This is a genomic window from Vreelandella titanicae BH1 (assembly GCF_000336575.1).
Classification (GTDB): Bacteria; Pseudomonadota; Gammaproteobacteria; order Pseudomonadales; family Halomonadaceae; genus Vreelandella; species Vreelandella titanicae.
In genome coordinates, this window is sequence record NZ_AOPO01000031.1 from 1 (window position 1) to 17,211 (window position 17,211).

Annotated in this window: 17 protein-coding genes; 11 read left to right on the forward strand and 6 right to left on the reverse strand. The window is 52.2% G+C overall.

What is annotated here, in order from left to right; translation table 11 throughout:
• On the reverse strand, positions 1-83 hold an 83-nt coding region (locus HALTITAN_RS26445; protein WP_422823330.1), incomplete at its 3' end, for a hypothetical protein.
• Between the two features lie 39 nt (positions 84-122).
• Positions 123-1,070, reverse strand: coding sequence for a transaldolase (tal, locus tag HALTITAN_RS24115; RefSeq protein WP_009288670.1), 948 nt, complete (start codon positions 1,068-1,070; stop codon positions 123-125).
• Between the two features lie 356 nt (positions 1,071-1,426).
• Between tal and HALTITAN_RS24120 the strand changes: the two genes are divergently transcribed.
• The 9 genes from HALTITAN_RS24120 (at position 1,427) to HALTITAN_RS24160 (ending at position 11,698) form a co-directional block, all read left to right on the forward strand.
• Entirely contained in the window at positions 1,427-1,900 is a 474-nt protein-coding gene (locus tag HALTITAN_RS24120) for an RpiB/LacA/LacB family sugar-phosphate isomerase (RefSeq protein WP_009288671.1), read from the forward strand.
• A 93-nt stretch (positions 1,901-1,993) separates the two neighbouring features.
• Positions 1,994-3,724, forward strand: a complete 1,731-nt coding sequence (locus HALTITAN_RS24125) for a dihydroxyacetone kinase family protein (RefSeq protein WP_039860921.1) — start codon at positions 1,994-1,996, stop codon at positions 3,722-3,724.
• Between the two features lie 38 nt (positions 3,725-3,762).
• On the forward strand, positions 3,763-4,731 hold the full coding sequence (locus tag HALTITAN_RS24130) for a sugar-binding transcriptional regulator (RefSeq protein WP_022522469.1): 969 nt from the start codon (positions 3,763-3,765) through the stop codon (positions 4,729-4,731).
• A 434-nt stretch (positions 4,732-5,165) separates the two neighbouring features.
• Positions 5,166-6,272, forward strand: coding sequence for an erythritol/L-threitol dehydrogenase (locus HALTITAN_RS24135; RefSeq protein WP_009288674.1), 1,107 nt, complete (start codon positions 5,166-5,168; stop codon positions 6,270-6,272).
• Positions 6,273-6,330: 58 nt separating this feature from the next.
• Complete coding sequence (locus tag HALTITAN_RS24140) at positions 6,331-6,975, forward strand: DUF2291 family protein (protein WP_022522471.1); 645 nt, start codon at positions 6,331-6,333, stop codon at positions 6,973-6,975.
• 9 nt (positions 6,976-6,984) lie between these two features.
• Complete coding sequence (locus HALTITAN_RS24145; RefSeq protein ID WP_039860922.1) at positions 6,985-8,532, forward strand: sugar ABC transporter ATP-binding protein; 1,548 nt, start codon at positions 6,985-6,987, stop codon at positions 8,530-8,532.
• Between the two features lie 25 nt (positions 8,533-8,557).
• On the forward strand, positions 8,558-9,655 hold the full coding sequence (locus HALTITAN_RS24150; protein ID WP_201764718.1) for an ABC transporter permease: 1,098 nt from the start codon (positions 8,558-8,560) through the stop codon (positions 9,653-9,655).
• A 78-nt stretch (positions 9,656-9,733) separates the two neighbouring features.
• A complete protein-coding gene (locus tag HALTITAN_RS24155) occupies positions 9,734-10,687 on the forward strand; it encodes a D-ribose ABC transporter substrate-binding protein (protein WP_009288677.1) in 954 nt (317 codons plus the stop codon).
• A 105-nt stretch (positions 10,688-10,792) separates the two neighbouring features.
• Positions 10,793-11,698 carry a ribokinase gene (locus HALTITAN_RS24160; protein ID WP_035538220.1) on the forward strand — a complete coding sequence of 302 codons (906 nt, stop codon included), beginning with the start codon at positions 10,793-10,795 and terminating at the stop codon, positions 11,696-11,698.
• Between the two features lie 104 nt (positions 11,699-11,802).
• Here HALTITAN_RS24160 and HALTITAN_RS24165 read toward each other — a convergent pair whose 3' ends face one another.
• The 4 genes from HALTITAN_RS24165 to HALTITAN_RS24180 are packed head-to-tail and all read right to left on the reverse strand — an operon-like array spanning position 11,803 to position 15,618.
• Complete coding sequence (locus HALTITAN_RS24165) at positions 11,803-12,591, reverse strand: HpcH/HpaI aldolase family protein (protein WP_009288679.1); 789 nt, start codon at positions 12,589-12,591, stop codon at positions 11,803-11,805.
• Positions 12,588-14,114, reverse strand: coding sequence for a tripartite tricarboxylate transporter permease (locus HALTITAN_RS24170; protein WP_009288680.1), 1,527 nt, complete (start codon positions 14,112-14,114; stop codon positions 12,588-12,590). Before HALTITAN_RS24170 ends, HALTITAN_RS24165 begins: the two co-directional genes overlap by 4 nt.
• A 4-nt stretch (positions 14,115-14,118) precedes the next feature.
• A complete protein-coding gene (locus HALTITAN_RS24175; protein WP_138801071.1) occupies positions 14,119-14,589 on the reverse strand; it encodes a tripartite tricarboxylate transporter TctB family protein in 471 nt (156 codons plus the stop codon).
• Between the two features lie 30 nt (positions 14,590-14,619).
• A complete protein-coding gene (locus HALTITAN_RS24180; protein ID WP_039860924.1) occupies positions 14,620-15,618 on the reverse strand; it encodes a tripartite tricarboxylate transporter substrate binding protein in 999 nt (332 codons plus the stop codon).
• A 264-nt stretch (positions 15,619-15,882) separates the two neighbouring features.
• On the opposite strand from HALTITAN_RS24180, the gene HALTITAN_RS24185 reads away from it, so the two are divergent.
• Together HALTITAN_RS24185 and HALTITAN_RS24190 are read left to right on the forward strand one after the other, a co-directional pair.
• Positions 15,883-16,905, forward strand: a complete 1,023-nt coding sequence (locus HALTITAN_RS24185) for a LacI family DNA-binding transcriptional regulator (protein WP_009288683.1) — start codon at positions 15,883-15,885, stop codon at positions 16,903-16,905.
• A 3-nt stretch (positions 16,906-16,908) separates the two neighbouring features.
• A partial coding sequence (locus HALTITAN_RS24190; RefSeq protein ID WP_201764719.1) for a hypothetical protein occupies positions 16,909-17,211 on the forward strand: 303 nt, incomplete at its 3' end.

Consider the following 17,211-nt stretch of genomic DNA (forward strand, 5'->3'; position numbering starts at 1 on the left):
CCTGGGTGGCCGGATTTGGCCTTCTGAACGGCATCCATGGACAGGGCGCGAATGGCATTAGCCAGCTCAAAACGGTTATTCATAGCAGTGATACCTTAGTTGTTATATTGAGTAGCGTGTCGTTAGGCGCGAGCAGTCAAGCGTTGAGCAATCAGCGACTCTAATGTTTGTTGGTCGCTGGCGAAGCGTCGGATCCCGTCAGCCAGCATCTCGTTGGCCATTGCATCTTGGTTATGCTGCCAACGAAAACCAGCTTCTGATAGCGGTGTGAATGCTTTACGAGTGACGGTTTTCTGCTGGATTTTTGAGGCCACCTCTCCTTCCATGCTATCAAGCTGTTCTAGCAGTGCGGGAGAGATGGTCAGGCGATGGCAGCCCGCCAACGCTAATACTTGATCGGTGGTACGAAAACTTGCCCCCATGACGACAGTGTCATAATGACCAGCGGCAGCTCTCTCGCAAATCCCCTTTACAAATAGCACGCCAGGGTCTTCTTCTGGTGTGAACTGTTCACCTGTTGTCTTTTGATACCAATCGCTAACGCGGCCAACGAAGGGCGATATCAGGTACACCCCAGCATCAAAGCAGGCCTGTGCCTGAGCATCGCTGAACAAGAGCGTTAAGTTGCAGTTGATGCCTTCACGCTCTAATTGCTGAGCCGCACGGATCCCTTCCCAGGTAGACGCGAGCTTGATCAGCACACGGCTGCGGTTAATGCCCATTTTTTCGTAGCGCTCAATCAGTTCGTAGGCCTTGTGAATACTGGCTTGGGTATTAAAAGAGAGGTGTGCGGACACTTCTGTCGATATTCGTCCAGGTACCACATTGGCAATTTGCCCGCCAATCGCAACCGAAAGTTGGTCAACTATTCGGCTCAGGTCGCTCTCATCACTACATGATTCAGCAAGCACCTTGTCGATCAACTCTTGATAACGAGGCAGTTCGAAGGCCTTGAGAATCAATGAGGGGTTAGTGGTAGCGTCCTGCGGTTGATAGCGCTTTATGGCATCCAAGTCGCCCGTGTCGGCCACGACCAGTGAGTGTTCGCGTAATCCATCCAGAAGCGACATTGCCTACTCTCCTTAAAAATGAACATGCTGTGTTCAAATGATTGTCCATTTAGACCGATTTAGTCAAATCAGCGTGCCACTGAAATCGATTTTAAGGTCATTGAACAAAAGTATAGTGCTTGGTAGATAATGCTTTATATTCATATAATTCTTTTATTATCAATATATTATTGGTTGTTTCTTGGTTTTTATCCTGAATCCTCCAAAAAAATACAACTAGATCTTATGATCGTTGTGTTTACAAATGCTCAGTTGGTGATAGATTGAATAGCGTCAGTAGACGGCTGGCAACTGCGTGGTGGTTTTCATCGTTGTTAGTCGTCCGCGTTTCTATTTCCTAGAAAGGGAGAGCATGAATGTCTAGTGCGACGTCTTCTCTCAGAGTCGCCATTGGCGGTGATGAGGCCGCTTACGACTTGAAAGAGATTCTCATTGGTTATATTCGAGAGTTAGGCTACGAGGTTGAAGATTTTGGCACTTTTAATGCCCAGCCGGTGCTGTACCCCGATATTGCCTTTGAGGTGGCTACGGCGATTAAGGAGGGGCGCTTCGATCGTGCAGTACTGGTATGCGGCACGGGAATCGGAGTGGCTATTTCTGCCAATAAGGTGCCCGGTATCCGCGCTGCGCAGGCGCACGATACTTACTCAGCAGCAAAGGCGCGCACCAGTAATAATGCACAGATTGTCACGCTGGGATCCAGAGTGATTGGGCCAGAGTTGGCTAAATCAATAGTGGCAACCTTTTTGGGCAGCAACTTTTCGGGTGGAAATTCCGAATTAAAAATAGCAAAGATTGACGAATATGAGTCTCGATTGAATACTCCGTAACCGTGGTATCGCTCATATTCGTCGACGCTGATTAATAACAACAGCATGCAAGCTGTGATCACGCAGTTTGGCCTCACTCCAGAGGATATAATAATGACACGCCTATTTAATGATCCAAATGATTTCCCTGAAGAAGCTCGTTTAGGTTTAGTAGCTGCTCATCGCGATAAGCTGATGGCTGTGCCGGGAGGTGTCGTACGCAGTACGCGCAGCCAGCCAGATAGTGTTGCGGTCGTGGTTGGTGGTGGTAGCGGCCATTACCCCACCTTTGCGGGGTTGGTGGGGCAAGGGTTGGCCCATGGGGCGGTCATGGGCAATCTGTTTTGCTCGCCTTCTGCACAGCAAGTTTATTCCGTCGCCAAAGCCGCCAACAACGGCGGTGGTGTGCTGCTCTCTTTTGGGAATTATGCGGGGGACGTGCTGCATTTTGGTGAGGCGCGCGAGCGTTTGATTGCGGACGGTATTCCCTGTGAAATCGTGCTGGTCACTGATGATGTCGCCAGTGCACCCTTGGCGGAGATTGATAAGCGCCGGGGCATCGCAGGTGATCTAACCGTTTTCAAGGCCGCCGCCGCTGCAGCAGAAAAGGGATTATCACTGGAAGAAGTAGTTCAAGTGGCGAAAGAGGCAAATCGCTGCACGCGCTCTTTTGGAGTGGCGTTTGAGGGATGCACGTTACCGGGTGCAGCCGATTCGCTCTTTCATGTGCCCGAAGGCAGGATGGCCATAGGGCTGGGGATTCACGGCGAGCCGGGTATTAGTGAGACGGATATTCCTTCCGCAGATGGCTTGGCAGAAATCCTCGTTGCCCGATTATTGGAAGAAGTTCCTGACGGTATCAGACTCAAAGGAGCTCGGGTGGCACCGATACTCAATGGCCTGGGTACTATTAAGTATGAAGAGCTGTTCGTTATTTATCGCAAGGTTGACGAGTTGCTGCAGGAAGCTGGATTAAGCATTGTGGAGCCCGATGTGGGCGAGCTGGTGACCAGTCTTGATATGGCCGGGGTTTCGCTGACGTTGTTCTGGCTTGATAAAGACATGGAGCCGCTGTGGACCGCCGCTGCGGATGCGCCGGGCTATCGAAAAGGCAGCGTGACGCCAGCGCAGGCGCTGGATCCTGCCGAGGTAGAGGTGGTTACGCAAGATGAGATTCCCGAGGCTAGCGATGCCTCGCGAAAATTAGCGTGCGGCGTCGTTGAGGCGCTCGAAGTGCTCGCAAATATGGTCAATGAAAACTGCGAGATGCTGGGCCAGATTGATGCTGTGGCTGGGGATGGTGATCACGGTATTGGTATGCAGCGGGGCAGCAGGGCTGCGCTTGAAGCGGCCAAAGAGGCTCTTGATGGCGGCGCGGGCGCGGAGACAGTGCTGCAGTGGGCTGGGCAGCGCTGGTCAGACGAAGCGGGCGGTACCTCTGGTGCTATCTGGCGGGTTATCTTAAAAGCGATGGGGGAGTCGCTTGGCAATGAGAAGCCGTTATCAGGACAGCGTCTTGCTGCTGGCGTGGTCAATGCCCGTCAGCAAGTCATGGCATTTGGTAAAGCTGAATTGGGCGATAAAACGCTTGTCGACGTGCTAGTGCCTTTTGCCGATGCCCTGTCGTGGGAGGCTGAGAAAGGCCAGGGAGCTTTGGCTTGCTGGGAATCCGCTGCACGCATAGCGAGTGAGGCTGCTGAGGCTACCAGGCAATTAATTCCCCGTGTTGGCCGCGCACGACCATTGGCTGAAAAAAGCGTGGGTACGCCTGATGCCGGTTCTGTTTCATTGGCGCTGATTATTCAGGCGCTGATTCCTGTGTTGAAAAAGTGTCAAGCAAGCTGACATGATACATGCCCTTCAATAACCCCTGGATGCCGAGGATGAATGGTCAAGACGCTGCAGATATAGACTTAATGACAGAGATTTCAACGCTCTACTATGTGCAGGGGGAGACGCAGGAAGCGATCGCAAATAGGCTCGGGCATTCGCGTGTGAGAATAGGGCGGCTGCTCAAGCGTGCCCAGGCAGAAGGAATTGTCGATGTCCGAGTGCGCCTGCATCCCGCCGTTAGTGTTGAGATTGAGCAGGAGCTCAAACGGCGCTTTGGCCTGAAGCGAGCGTTGATTGCTCTGGATAATGCCGACCCAGATGTGCAGCGCTCGTCAGTCGCTAGTCTAGTGGCAGATCATCTGTCGCGTAGTTTGACCGATGGTCAGATTGTAGCCGTTGGCATGGGGCGTAACGTGGCCGCCGTGGCGGATAACGTTTTCCTGGCGGAGTCGTTAAAGGTTTCATTTGTGTGCGCAATTGGTGGCTCTCTGCGTGCAGGCGAGCATATGAATCCTGACCATATTTGTCGACGTTTGGCGAGCAGGTTTGGCGGTGACAGTGAGACGCTTTATGCCCCTGCACTGGTACAGAGCGGCGAACTTAGGGATGCATTGTATGAAAACTCCACCGTGCGCCAGACGCTAGACCGGGCTCGACGCGCGGATACCGCTTTGATTGGTGTGGGGGATGTAAGTGAAGACAGTAATATGGTGCGGATGGGGTGGTTTTCCGCCCAGGAGATTGCTGAAGCACGGCTCTCTGGAACTGTGGGCGATATGATGGGCTATGACTTTATCGATATCCATGGGAAGCCTTCCGCAACGCAGATGCAGGGGCGTGTAGTGGGGCTTAATATACAGGATCTCACGCGTATTCCAGACGTTATTGCTATCGCCAGTGAAAATACTAAAGCGGTCGGCATACTGGGGGCGCTGCGTACCGGGGTTATCGATACCTTGGCGACTAGTGTCACTAACGCGCACACCATTCTGCGTCTCGATGAAGCGACTACCGGGTAAGTGCGCGCTTGATTTGTATTCAAAACCTAAGGTTTCTCGGCATCTTACGCTTAGGTCGGCCCAGCTTTCTCTGTTGCATTTATTGGCTTTTCTTGGGCATGTGGGCACTCTTTGGCATGCTTGGTTTCCCCCTTGTTCCTCGCTCCGATGCCTGTGGTATTTGACAGGTGCTTGTACATTTGATCGATGCTGGAACATATAGAATGGCTTAGGGCGATGTTTTTACATGGCCGAAATAATAAATAATTTCCATTTTTAAAATTTAGATATAAAAAACAAACAATTATGTTATTGGTCTAAAGTATAAGATTAGAAAATTCCATTATGGATTGACTCAGCTATGCTTAAAGCAGTTAATTCATATGTACACAACAAGATCTTTTGTAAAGCGTGCGCCGCTAGCCAAGCAATACAAGATATATTAGGAGTGAGTAATGCATAACGCCGATAACAACAATCACACCGAACTGCCTCTGACCATGCAAGCCGTCGTAGCCTACGCGCCTGGTGATTATCGTCTTGAAGAGGTGGGCGTGCCGAAGGTGGGAGAGGGTGAAGTCCTGATAAAGGTTGAAGCGTGCGGAATCTGCGCAGGCGATCTCAAAGCCTATGAAGGCGCCCCCAGCTTTTGGGGAGACGAAACCCAGCCCGCTTATATCAAGGCACCGATGATTCCAGGCCATGAGTTTATTGGTCATGTGATGGCTTTAGGAGAGTGCGTTAAAAACCTTGAGGTCGGTGATCGCGTTATTTCCGAGCAAATCGTGCCTTGCTGGGAGTGCCGTTTCTGTAACCGTGGGCAGTACTGGATGTGCGAAAAGCACGATGTGTATGGATTTCAGCACAACGTAAATGGCGGTATGGCTGAATATATGGTCTTTCCTAAAGAAGCCATTAATCACAAGTTGCCAGATGAGATTCCGATGGAGAAAGCGGTTCTTATTGAACCCTATGCTTGTTCGTTACATGCCGTTAAGCGTGCGCAGATTGAACTGGGAGATGTGGTTGTCCTCTCCGGGGCAGGCACCTTAGGGCTAGGAATGATCGGTGCGATCAAAAAGTCCGGGCCTTCCAAGCTGGTCGTACTGGATCTCAATAACAAGCGCTTAGAACTTGCTAAACAGTTTGGTGCTGACATTGTCCTGAATCCCGCTGAAATTGATGTTATTGACTACGTTAAAGGCATAACGGAAGGCTATGGTTGCGATATTTATATTGAGGCGAGCGGTGCGGTACAGTCGGTAGAGCAAGGTCTTTATATGATCCGTAAATTGGGTCGCTTTGTCGAATTTAGTGTATTCAAAGAGCCAGTGACTGTTGATTGGAGCATTATTAGCGATCGTAAAGAGCTGGATGTGCTGGGTGCGCATCTAGGCCCTTATTGTTACCCACCTGTCATTGAAGGCATTGGTAATGGTGATTTCCCAACGGATCATGTGGTGACCCATAAGCTGCCGTTAGCCGAATTCCATCAAGGGCTAGATCTAATGCGCAATGACCCTAACGCATTAAAGGTTGTGCTTATACCTGACGGGAAGTAGGTAGTGGAAGTTTCTTATTTATAACTTTTTTATAACTACAATGATAACCGGAGTGATTATGTCGGCGACATTAAATTCGGTGCCCGGTGATAAGCGTATAAAGGTCTATGTGGCAGCTGCTTTTGCGTTAGTGCTGTTTGCACTCATGGCGCTCGATACTAAAGTCATTAGTCTTACTGAACTTGAGAGCGCGGTGGGGTTTTCACCACAGCAATTTGCTCAGGAAACATTTCCAGAGATCCAAGCGTATGTCGAGAATAACGCTGTAAATGCATCGGTATTGGCGCCAGAGGTTCTCCAGGATGCCGGAGCGGCAGGTGAGAAATACGGCGTCGCTGCCGGCATTGGCCATATTGTGCCGGTCTCTTTATCCGGAGTTGCTGTAGAAAGCCGCGGGGGCGTTTACACCCTAGAGGTTGCCGATGTGCCTTCAGATATCGTCATTCGTGTGCAAACAGGCCCAGCCATTAATGGCACTACGCTGAGAGATACAACCGGCAATATTCAATTTGGCGACTTTACCAATCAGATTGAGTACCAAGATGTCGGCGCAGCGCTCAATGATGAAATGAAGCGTCAAGTGCTTGCGGATATTTCCGGGCAAGAGTTAACCGGAAAAACGTTAGAAGTAGTCGGCTCCTTTACCATGATAAATCCCAAAAACTGGCTAATTACTCCTGTGAGTATAGTGACCATTGAGTGAGGGGCGGCTATGAATATCGATAGATCAACAGTGGAAGTGGCTCCACCCGAGGTGATTCTTTCTGCACGCAATATCGAAAAGCGTTTCGGTGCCGTGCAAGCCCTCAAAGAAGTGAACTTCGATATATATCGAGGACAGGTGACAACGCTGTTTGGCGAAAATGGAGCTGGTAAATCTACGCTGATGAAAATTTTGTCTGGTGTCATTGCTCAGACGGCTGGGGAGATTGTATTGGAAGGAGAGAGCGTCAGCTTTTCGTCGCCGTCGGATGCTGAAGCGCTGGGGATTACCATTATTCATCAGGAGTTAAGCTTGGCCCCTAACCTGAATGTGCGCGACAACATTTTTATGGGGCGTGAGCTGACTAAAGGAAGAGGCAGCGTCGACTATAAAGAGGAGGCGCGTCAGGCTGAATTGTTAATGGAGGAGCTGGATGAACCGATCCACCCTCTTACCCTGGTCGAAGATCTACGGGTTGGGCAGCAACAAATCGTTGAAATCGCGAGAGCGCTGTCCAAGAACTCTCGCATTTTGATTATGGATGAACCGACTTCCGCATTGAGTGCCACGGAAGTCGAGACGTTATTTAAAGTCGTCCAGGATCTCAAAAACAAGGGTGTCTCGATTGTTTATATTTCTCACCATTTGGAAGAGGCGCTACAGATTACCGATCATGCCGTTGTTCTCCGCGATGGGGTCATGACTGCTTACGCTCCACGTAGTGATATCGACCTGCAGTGGATCGTCAGGCATATGGTAGGAGAGAGTTTCGATCTTGGCTCACCGCCCACAGGGTATGAGCAGGGCTCCACCGCGCTCTCTATCCAGAACCTTTACATAAGCGACGATAAAGTGGCAGGTCGCTATGTTGTTGAGGATCTTTCTCTTGATGTGCGCGCAGGCGAGATTGTCTGCATTTATGGGCTAATGGGCGCTGGCAGAACTGAGTTATTGGAGTGTGTGGCAGGGCGAACCCGGCAGTCCAAGGGAGATATCTTGCTCAACTCAACTGACGTATCCCATTACAACATTGCACAGCGAATCGAGAGAGGGTTGGTGTTAGTGCCTGAGGATCGCCAGCGTGATGGGTTAGTACCCACCCTGTCAGTCGGTAGAAATCTGTCGCTAGCCAGTATCCATGCGTTTACTCGCAAGGGGCTTACTTCTTCCAGCTTGGAGGCAGAAATGATTAATTCAGCTATCGATAAGGTGCACATTAAAACAGACGGCGGGGAGGCTTCCATTGGTTCATTGTCTGGCGGTAACCAGCAAAAAGTGGTGATCGGTAAGATGTTGGCTACCCATCCAGACGTCATCATACTTGATGAGCCAAGCCGTGGTATCGACGTGGGTGCCAAGGCCGAAGTGTTCAAGTTATTGAGCCAAGGGGCTCGGCGGGGGTTAGCGGTTGTCTTTACAACATCTGAAGTGAGCGAGTGCTTGAGTATTCCACACAGAGTGCTGGTGATGAGCAAAGGACGGATCTCCGCTGAATTCAAACCGGGTGTAACGAAAGATGAAATTATGGCTGCTTCGGGCGAATCAGTTGCTGCATGATTATTCAATCGGATAGGTAATGACTATGTCTCATCACAACAATAACGCGTTACAAGTTGAAAAAGGCAGTATCGATATCGTCAAGATTTTGCTGGAAGGTAGGGCTTTTTTTGCATTAATCGTGATCATTATTGTCTTTTCCATACTCTCGCCTGTTTATTTTTCAACGGGTAATTTTTTAACCATGTCTTCGCATGTGGCTGTTTTTGGCTTGCTAGGCATTGGCATGCTGTTTGTCATTCTGACTGGCGGTATCGATTTATCGGTTGGCTCTACGTTGGCACTTTGCGGAGTGTTCGCGGGTATGTTGTTAGAAGGGGTGGAGATTGAAGCGTTTAATTTGGCTTTCTTTCCTTCAGTGTGGGTCGTCGTGGTCCTTACCTGCTTACTGGGCGGCCTCGTGGGGGCTATCAATGGCGTATTAGTTGCCTACTTCAAAGTGCCTGCTTTCGTGGCCACACTGGGCATGTTGTATGTCGCGCGTGGAGCCGCACTGCTGCTAACCGATGGGTTAACGTTCAATAGTTTAAGTGGTGACCCTACATTAGGTAATACTGGGTTTGAATGGCTTGGGTTTAATAAACTATTCGGTATTCCTGTAGGTGTTTTGATTCTCTTTTGTGCTGCGGTTATTTGCATGTTGGCGCTCAGTCGTACGCCGTTTGGCCGGTGGATTTACTCTACCGGTGGCAATGCGCGTGCTGCAGAGCTATCTGGGGTGCCCGTCAATCGCGTTAAGCTCTCCGTCTACATTATTTCCGGCGTGTGCGCAGCCCTGGCTGGGATTGTACTTGCCTCACAGTTGACCTCTGCTGGGCCAACGGCAGGTACTACCTATGAGCTGACAGCGATTGCTGCTGTTGTTATCGGTGGCGCCTCACTGATGGGGGGACGTGGCACGGTTCGAAATACTTTATTGGGCGCATTTGTAATTGGCTTTCTCGCCGACGGTCTGGTCATCATCGGTGTGTCTGCTTATTGGCAAATGGTCTTCACGGGTAGCGTGATTGTCTTTGCTGTCATGTTAAATAATGTCCAATACAGTGCTAAACACAAGTCCTCTCAACAAGCCGAGAAAACGACAGAAAGTAAGCGTGAAGGTTCTAGAGCAAGTGCTACTTAACGTAGCATTGCTTAGAAGTGTGGCCTGCTCAGGTCTACCGATTCAAAGACCAACAATCATAACTATGAGGTAATAATCATGCTTCCAAAAAGTAAAAAAGTGCTTTTTACAGCTCTCGCCAGTGTCTCGATGCTCTTTAGTAGCTCTATAGTTGCTCAGGACAAGGGACTGATCTCAATTATTGTCAATGATATGTCAAACCCCTATTGGCAAACGGAAGGAACAATTGCTGAGCGTACAGCAGAAGAATTGGGCTATGATGCAAATGTAAGTTCCCATGTGGGTGACACCAACACTGAAAGCAACCAGGTCGATACGGCAATTACCAATGGGGCTAAAGCAATCATTCTCGACCCTGCTAATGCGGACGGTTCCATTGGCGCTGTGCGAAGAGCAATCGAGGCGGGAATTCCGGTATTTATTATTAACGCTGAGATTAACCAGCAGGGATTGGCCAAAGCGCAACTGGTTTCCAATAATGCGCAAGGAGCCGCGTTAGGAGCGCAACAGTGGGCAATGCAACTAGATGGCGAGGGATCCTATATAGAGTTAAAGGGACCCCCTTCTGATAATAATGCTGCGACAAGATCCAATGGCTATGAGACGGTGCTTAGCCAATACCCCGATCTTAGCCTTGCTGCGTCTGACATCGCTAACTGGGATCGGACGGAAGGGCGCAATAAAATGCAGAGCATGCTCCGTTCTCATCCTGATATTCGAGGCGTCATTAGTGGTAACGACGAAATGGCCTTAGGTGCCATTGTGGCTCTAAAACAGGAGGGGCGGCTAGACGATGTAATAGTAGGTGGTTTTGACGGTTCACCAGATGCTGTTGATGCGGTTCGCTCGGGTGAACTGGCCTATACCGTTCTACAGCCGGTGGCCGTATTTGCAGAACATGCAGTAAAAATTGCTGATCATTACATTAATACCGGAGAAACAGGGTTGGATAGTGAAAAACAGCTTTATGACTGTTTCCTTATTACTCAAGATAATGTAGATAGCTATACTTCTCCCTTTGTGTTGGAATAATAGGTTTTAGAAGAGTAAGCATTAGAAGAGTAGGTGTTAGAGGAACTTGCCTAGAGGCCAGTCAGCTTTAAAGCTGGCTGGCTTTTTGAATAAGAGGGGGTGTCAATGATCTTTAATTTTGGTTCCATCAATATCGATTATACTTACCGTGTACCCTATTTTGTCCGCCCTGGCGAAACCTTGGAAAGCGGTGATTATAATATTGGGTTAGGTGGAAAAGGCGTCAATCAGTCACTGGCAATAGCGCGTGCCAAAGGAAGGGTGAGTCACTGGGGGCGAGTTTCATCGATAGATGCCTGGGTGACCAGTGAGCTTGAGTCTGCGGGTGTTGGTGTGAAAGATGTCGAATTGACCTCAGAGCCAAGTGGGCATGCCATTATTCAAATTGACGCACTGGGTGAAAACGCTATTCTTTTGTTCTCTGGCGCCAATCATGGTTTTACGCAGGAGAAAATGACGGCTCTTATTGCGCAAACCGCTCCTGGCGACACAATACTTATTCAGAACGAATGTAACGGGCTTGATCAGCTTATTCCATTAGCAGTGAGCCACGGCTGCAAGGTGATATTTAACCCAGCACCAATGACCTCGAAGGTATCATCACTCCCTCTAGACCAATGTGAACTGCTTTTTTTTAACCGTACAGAGGCCGCCGCTTTATTAGAGATGCCGGTAGAGTCGAGCGCCGCAGATTTGCTAAGGCGTTGTAAAGAATCGCTTGGCGATGTCGAGGTGGTTCTTACCCTAGGTAGCGAGGGGGCTTGGTATCAGCGCAGCAGTGAGACTCTTTTTCAATCGGCTTTAAAGGTAAAGGCCATCGATACAACGGCCGCAGGCGATACCTTTGTGGGTTACTTCCTAGCTGCTAGGCAAGCTGGACTAAAGCCTTCACAGTGCTTGCAAAGGGCAACAGCGGCGGCTGCCCTGGCGGTTCAAAAACGCGGCGCTGCCAGTAGTATTCCAATGGCGGAAGAGGTTGATAGATTGATGTGTCAACAAGAAGCGCTATAGAGTGCGGCAGTGGTTTGTTTTCAGCATTATCTTGGTCACTTTATCTTAACGTCTTCAGAAGGCCGGTGGCAGTGACGCCCCGGCCACTAAGGACCATATCCGAATCAGGATCCTCCGAAATCAGCGGATTGCTCACGCCATTGTGCCGCCTCGTGGCGTAGGGTGCTGGCGAGCAGTGCGATGTCGTTGGGGCCGGCCACGAAGCGGTAGCCACTATTGGTAAGAGTGGTGACATCGCGACCGGGCCCGGTGATGGTGCCCATCCAGCACCCGCTATTGGCGATACGGCGCTCAAGATCCTCAATCAGACGGCGTACTTCGGGTGCCTCGAGACGTTCGAGCAAACCCATTGAGCCCGCCAGGTCGTTGGGGCCGATGAACAGCATGTCTATGCCATCGACCTCGGCGATCGTCTCGACGTTATCTGCCCCTTCAGTATGCTCGATCTGGGTGATCAACAGCAGGTCATCGTTGGCTTGACTGGCGTAATCACTGAAAGCGCCGTAGCCTGAGGCACGTACGATAGGAGCCGCATAGCCACGCTGTCCATGAGGAGGGTAGCGGCAGGCATCGACGATAGCTTGAGCCTGTGCGGCGCTATTGACCATCGGCACCATGATCGAGCGTACCCCCATATCCAGGATCTTCTTCAGGTAGGTGGGGTCGTTGGCGGGAATGCGTAAAACCGCTTCGCCACCTGCTGCTTCGATGGCGCGAACTAGATGCGCGGTATGCTCGAGGCTGGAGACACCGTGCTCGTTGTCGATCAGAATGGTTTTCCAGCCTGCCCAAACGGCAATTTCGGCTAGTTCGGGGCTGGCGCTTTCCAACCACAGGGCGCTAATGGCTCGACCCTGCTTAAGGGCAAGTTTCGTACGGTTGCGATGGTTCATGGATAGGTTTCCGTTTCCGAAGAAGGGCTAGGGTAGCGACGGCGCTGAACACTCTCATAGATACCGCGAGTCAGCAGCAACGCCCAGAGCAGCAGGGTGAGTGTGCCTAGCGCCGCCGCCCAGGGGCGATCGAAGAAGGCCAGTAAGTCGCCTTGGGCCTTCATCATCGATGTCATGAAGTTTTCCTCGACGATTGTGCCGAGAACGATACCCAGTATGGCGGGCGCCAGAGGAAAGCCATTGGCCTCCATGGCGTATCCTAAAGCACCCAGCGCCAGCACTGTCCAGATAGCAATGACCGAATTGGTAATGGCGTAAGCTCCCACCAACGAGAACAGTAGTACACAGGGCATGAGTACCCGACGCGGGATACGTACCACCTGACTGGAAGCCATGATCACCAACAGGCCAGCAGGGATCATCGCGAGATTGCTCAGCGCGAAGGCGCCGTAAAGGGTATGTACCAGTTCCGGCGACTCGGTAAATATCTGCGGCCCAGGTGACATCCCGTTGAGTAGCAGGATGCCGATGGCAATAGCCGTGACGCTATCGCCGGGGATACCGAACACCAATGCTGGCGTCCAGGCGCCACCGATAGCGGCATTGTTGGCGGAGCCTCCATCGGTTACGCCCTCAATGTACCCCGTACCGTAGCGTTCGGGATGGCGCGAGAAGCGCCGTGAAATCGCATAACAGATCCAAGCGGCGATATCTGCCCCGGCGCCGGGCAGCGCGCCGATCAGGGTGCCAAGTACGCTGGAGCGGGCGATGTTGCGCTTGAAGCGGCGCAGTACGAGCGCTGCCTCATGCAGCGCTTTGGAAAATGACTCTTGTACTGCATTGGCAGGTTGGTCGCGATGTCCTATCTGTGCACTGCGCAGAATCTCGCTGAGCGCAAACAGGCCGATGATGGCGGGAATAAAGCTAATGCCATCGAACAGTTCGTAATTGCCGAAGGTGAAGCGTGGATGGCCGACGGCGACATCGATGCCGATAGTGGCGATAAATAGGCCGAGGAAGAGGCTGGAAAAGCTCTTGGCGACGCTACCGTTACTAGTTAGTACCGCGCAACTCAGTCCTAGGCAGGCCAGCCAGAAGGTTTCGAAGCTGGAAAACTGCACTGCGACACGGGCCAACTGAGGGGCAATGAGCGCTAGAAGGGCGACACCCACCAGGCCTCCAATGCAGGCGGCGAACAATGACACCATCAGCGTCGAGCGGGAGCGTCCTGCGCGGGACAGACGGTAAGCGTCCTCGACGTAGGCCGCGGAGGCGGGCGTGCCGGGGATACGCATCAAGGTGCCGGGTACGTCGCCAGCGAAAATCGCTGTGGTAGTTGTGGCGACAATGGCGCTGATGGCGATCAACGGATCCATAAAGTAGGTAAAGGGCACCAGAAGGGCCACCGCCATGGTAGCGGTTAGGCCCGGCATGGCGCCGATGAAAGTGCCATAGAGCGTACAGGCGGCGATGACCGTTAGGGACGCTGGACTGAATAGGGAGGTGAGGGTCGAGGCGCTCATAGCGTCACCATGCCATTGGTGTCAGCAGGCCCCAGGGGAGCGGGACGCGCAGCAGTGAATAGAACAGCAGATGCACGCCGATCACCAGGGGGAGTGCTAGCAGCACTGCGCCCCCAGCACGCATCCCGAAGATCAGAGCTGTGGCGGAGACTGCCATGAAGGAAGCAATATGAAAGCCCAGGAGATCGAGCAATAGGCCATAGCCGAGTATCACGATCAGCAGGGCCATGGGGCGTGCTGCCATCCTCCAGCCTGTTTGCTGAGGTGGCATCGTCGAAGTGCTCGGCGCCTTCCGCCGCCCCCGCGACCCAAAGCCGATTAGCGCTCCGCAAACTATCAGGCCAATCGCCGCGATAGAGGGAAACAGGCCGGGGCCGTACTCCAGCCCGGCCAGGGACGGGAAGGTTGAGGCGCGCCAGAGCACCAGTGCGCCGAAGAGAACCAGTAGGCTCCCTGACAATCGATCATTGCACATGAACACCTCCTGCTTATCAATCGGCCTCGCTTATTTGGCGAGGCCGATCGCTTCGACCACTTCGCCCAATTGACGATCAGCCTCAGCGAGGAGTTGAGCGGTCTCGTGACGATTTTCGAACACTACCTGAGTGCCACTGCTGCGCTTGAACTCGGCCCAGGCTTCACTGTTGATAGCTGTCTCAATTGCTTGCTCGTAGGTGCAGGCGATCTCGTCCGGTAGGCCGTCAGGGCCGCTGACCGTCACAAAGGCACTCAGTGTCCATCCACTCTCCAGTGTGTCAGCTGTCAAAGGGACTTCAGGCAGCTGTGCCATCGGAGTATCGCTCATGTAGCCCAGCGCCTTTAGTTCCCCCTGTTCGATCAGGTTGCGGGCCTCAGCGAGTGAAGGTGTCGCAACATCAATGCCCCCTGCCATCAGTTCCTTGAGTGCAGGCCCAGCACCTTGGCTGGGGATCCAGCGAATGGCGTCGGGTGCCAGTCCTTCGGCCTTGAGCATACCGGCTAGGGCGAGGTGCCAGATGCCGCCCTGGGCGGTTCCCGAAGCGGTCAATTCTCCGGGGTTCTGGCGTGCCTCGTCGAGCAGGGCATCAAGTGTTTCGTAGGGCGAATTATTTTGTACCACTACCCCAGGTGAGCTGCGGTTAATCAATGCAATGGGCGTGATGTCCTGGTAAGTCAGCGGCGTTAGGCCGAGCCAGTGCATGGTGTCGATCTCGACAGTGGCGGCACCAATGGTATAGCCGTCAGGTTTGCCTCGCGCGAGTGAGGTGTGGCCTACAACGCCGTTTCCACCGGTACGGTTGACGACGTTAAAGGGAACGCCCATTTCTTCTTCGAGCAGGCTGGCCAACCGACGTGCATTGGCGTCGGTGCCGCCACCGGTACCCCAGGGAACGATGAAGGTAACGGCTCGTTCGGGCTGCCAGTGACAGGTTTCAGGGTTATCGGCTGAGGCGGAAGTAGCTGCCAACGAGGCCCATAGGGCCAGTGAGATAGTCATCATTGTTGTCGAATTTGTGCTCATCATGCTGCGTGCTCCTGGCAGTGGCGAGGGATCTTGACGGCGTTTTTTGATAGTTGTTGGAATGCCTTCATTGTCATTTTTTACACAGTTCAATCGATTGAATAAATACAACTTTGGTCGTTATGGAATTGGAATTACGTGCTTATGAGGGCTTGCGATATCACTAAAAAATTCGCTATGAGAGTATGTTGCTCATAATTCCAAAAGGAGGCTGGCGTACTAAATCGCGTTCCGTCGCCTATAAATCATGGGAGTTGAGATTTTTATATGGCAAGTCGTCCGACACTTAAAACTATCGCCGATCAGGTAGGCGTTACCGTTTCCGCAGTATCATTAGCCCTGCGTAATGATCTGCGAATTTCCCAAGCGACACGGGAGCGTATACAACAGGCTGCGAAGGAGCTGGGTTACGTCTATAACCGGCATGCGGCGGGGTTGCGGAGAGGCGATAGCGGCACTGTAGCGGTATGCCTTAATGATCTGAGCAACCCCTTTTTCACCGAATTCCTCGGGCACATGGAAGCGTGCTTCCGCGAGGCGGATCGCATGATGCTGTTCTGCCATGCCCATGAAACACCATCGATCCAGGCGCGCTTCATTCGTCAGATGGCCGAGCATGGTGCCGCGGGGCTGATTTTAGTGCCTGTCGCCGGTACCACCCGAGAAGATCTTGATGGGCCGCAGGTAAGGCATCTACAGGATTTTCCGCTGGTGCTGATTTCCCGGGATGTCGCTGATACAAGTTTCGATCGAGTCATCAACGACGATGTGCTAGGCATCCGTCTTTTATTCGAACACTTATATGAAGCAGGGCATAGGCGCTTTGCTTGGTTGGGTGGTGGCGGTGATACGTCCACTGCCCGTGATCGAGAATGCTCCTTCCGACAGCAGATGGATGCTGCCGGTTTGCCTGTCACCAGTGATTCGGTTCACCACGGGCCAACGACACTGGAGTTCGGTGACGCCATGCTAAAGCGGCTGCTTGCGATGCCGGAACCACCGACCGCAATTATGTGTTTTTCGGACATTATCGCCTTTGGTGTGCTGGCGGCGTGCTACCGGCATGGGGTGCGCCCAGGTGTGGATATTTCTGTCACCGGTTTCGATGATATGGCTGCGGCCGCCTACTCGGCACCAGCATTGACCAGTGTGCGGGTGCGCACTGACCTAATTGGCCAGTGTGCCAGTGAGTTGCTGCTTTCTCGTATGGCGGGGGAGCAATTTCCGCCGGTTCGGAAGGTAATACCGCCCGAGCTGGTGGTGCGGGCGAGTACCGGGCCGGCAGCATGAGCTTTGCACTCACCTGACCTCCGCTACGGCGAAGATAGCGGTGATGGTAACCGAACGTCCTTAAATGGACGCCTATCGATCCGATCCTGCGCTACCCATCCTACCTACACCTACACCTACACCTACACCTACACCTACACCTACACCTACACCTACACCTACACCTACACCTACACCTACACCTACACCTACACCTACACCTACACCTACACCTACACCTACACCTACACCTACACCTACACCTACACCTACACCTACACCTACACCTACACCTACACCTACACCTACACCTACACCTACACCTAC

Excerpts from the sequence above, each read along its gene's own strand:
- tal (WP_009288670.1), bottom strand. The coding sequence starts at position 1,070 with ATGTCGCTTCTGGATGGATTACGCGAACACTCACTGGTCGTGGCCGAC.
- HALTITAN_RS24120 (WP_009288671.1), top strand. The coding sequence starts at position 1,427 with ATGTCTAGTGCGACGTCTTCTCTCAGAGTCGCCATTGGCGGTGATGAG.
- HALTITAN_RS24125 (WP_039860921.1), top strand. The coding sequence starts at position 1,994 with ATGACACGCCTATTTAATGATCCAAATGATTTCCCTGAAGAAGCTCGT.
- HALTITAN_RS24130 (WP_022522469.1), top strand. The coding sequence starts at position 3,763 with ATGAATGGTCAAGACGCTGCAGATATAGACTTAATGACAGAGATTTCA.
- HALTITAN_RS24135 (WP_009288674.1), top strand. The coding sequence starts at position 5,166 with ATGCATAACGCCGATAACAACAATCACACCGAACTGCCTCTGACCATG.
- HALTITAN_RS24140 (WP_022522471.1), top strand. The coding sequence starts at position 6,331 with ATGTCGGCGACATTAAATTCGGTGCCCGGTGATAAGCGTATAAAGGTC.
- HALTITAN_RS24145 (WP_039860922.1), top strand. The coding sequence starts at position 6,985 with ATGAATATCGATAGATCAACAGTGGAAGTGGCTCCACCCGAGGTGATT.
- HALTITAN_RS24150 (WP_201764718.1), top strand. The coding sequence starts at position 8,558 with ATGTCTCATCACAACAATAACGCGTTACAAGTTGAAAAAGGCAGTATC.
- HALTITAN_RS24155 (WP_009288677.1), top strand. The coding sequence starts at position 9,734 with ATGCTTCCAAAAAGTAAAAAAGTGCTTTTTACAGCTCTCGCCAGTGTC.
- HALTITAN_RS24160 (WP_035538220.1), top strand. The coding sequence starts at position 10,793 with ATGATCTTTAATTTTGGTTCCATCAATATCGATTATACTTACCGTGTA.
- HALTITAN_RS24165 (WP_009288679.1), bottom strand. The coding sequence starts at position 12,591 with ATGAACCATCGCAACCGTACGAAACTTGCCCTTAAGCAGGGTCGAGCC.
- HALTITAN_RS24170 (WP_009288680.1), bottom strand. The coding sequence starts at position 14,114 with ATGAGCGCCTCGACCCTCACCTCCCTATTCAGTCCAGCGTCCCTAACG.
- HALTITAN_RS24175 (WP_138801071.1), bottom strand. The coding sequence starts at position 14,589 with ATGTGCAATGATCGATTGTCAGGGAGCCTACTGGTTCTCTTCGGCGCA.
- HALTITAN_RS24180 (WP_039860924.1), bottom strand. The coding sequence starts at position 15,618 with ATGATGAGCACAAATTCGACAACAATGATGACTATCTCACTGGCCCTA.
- HALTITAN_RS24185 (WP_009288683.1), top strand. The coding sequence starts at position 15,883 with ATGGCAAGTCGTCCGACACTTAAAACTATCGCCGATCAGGTAGGCGTT.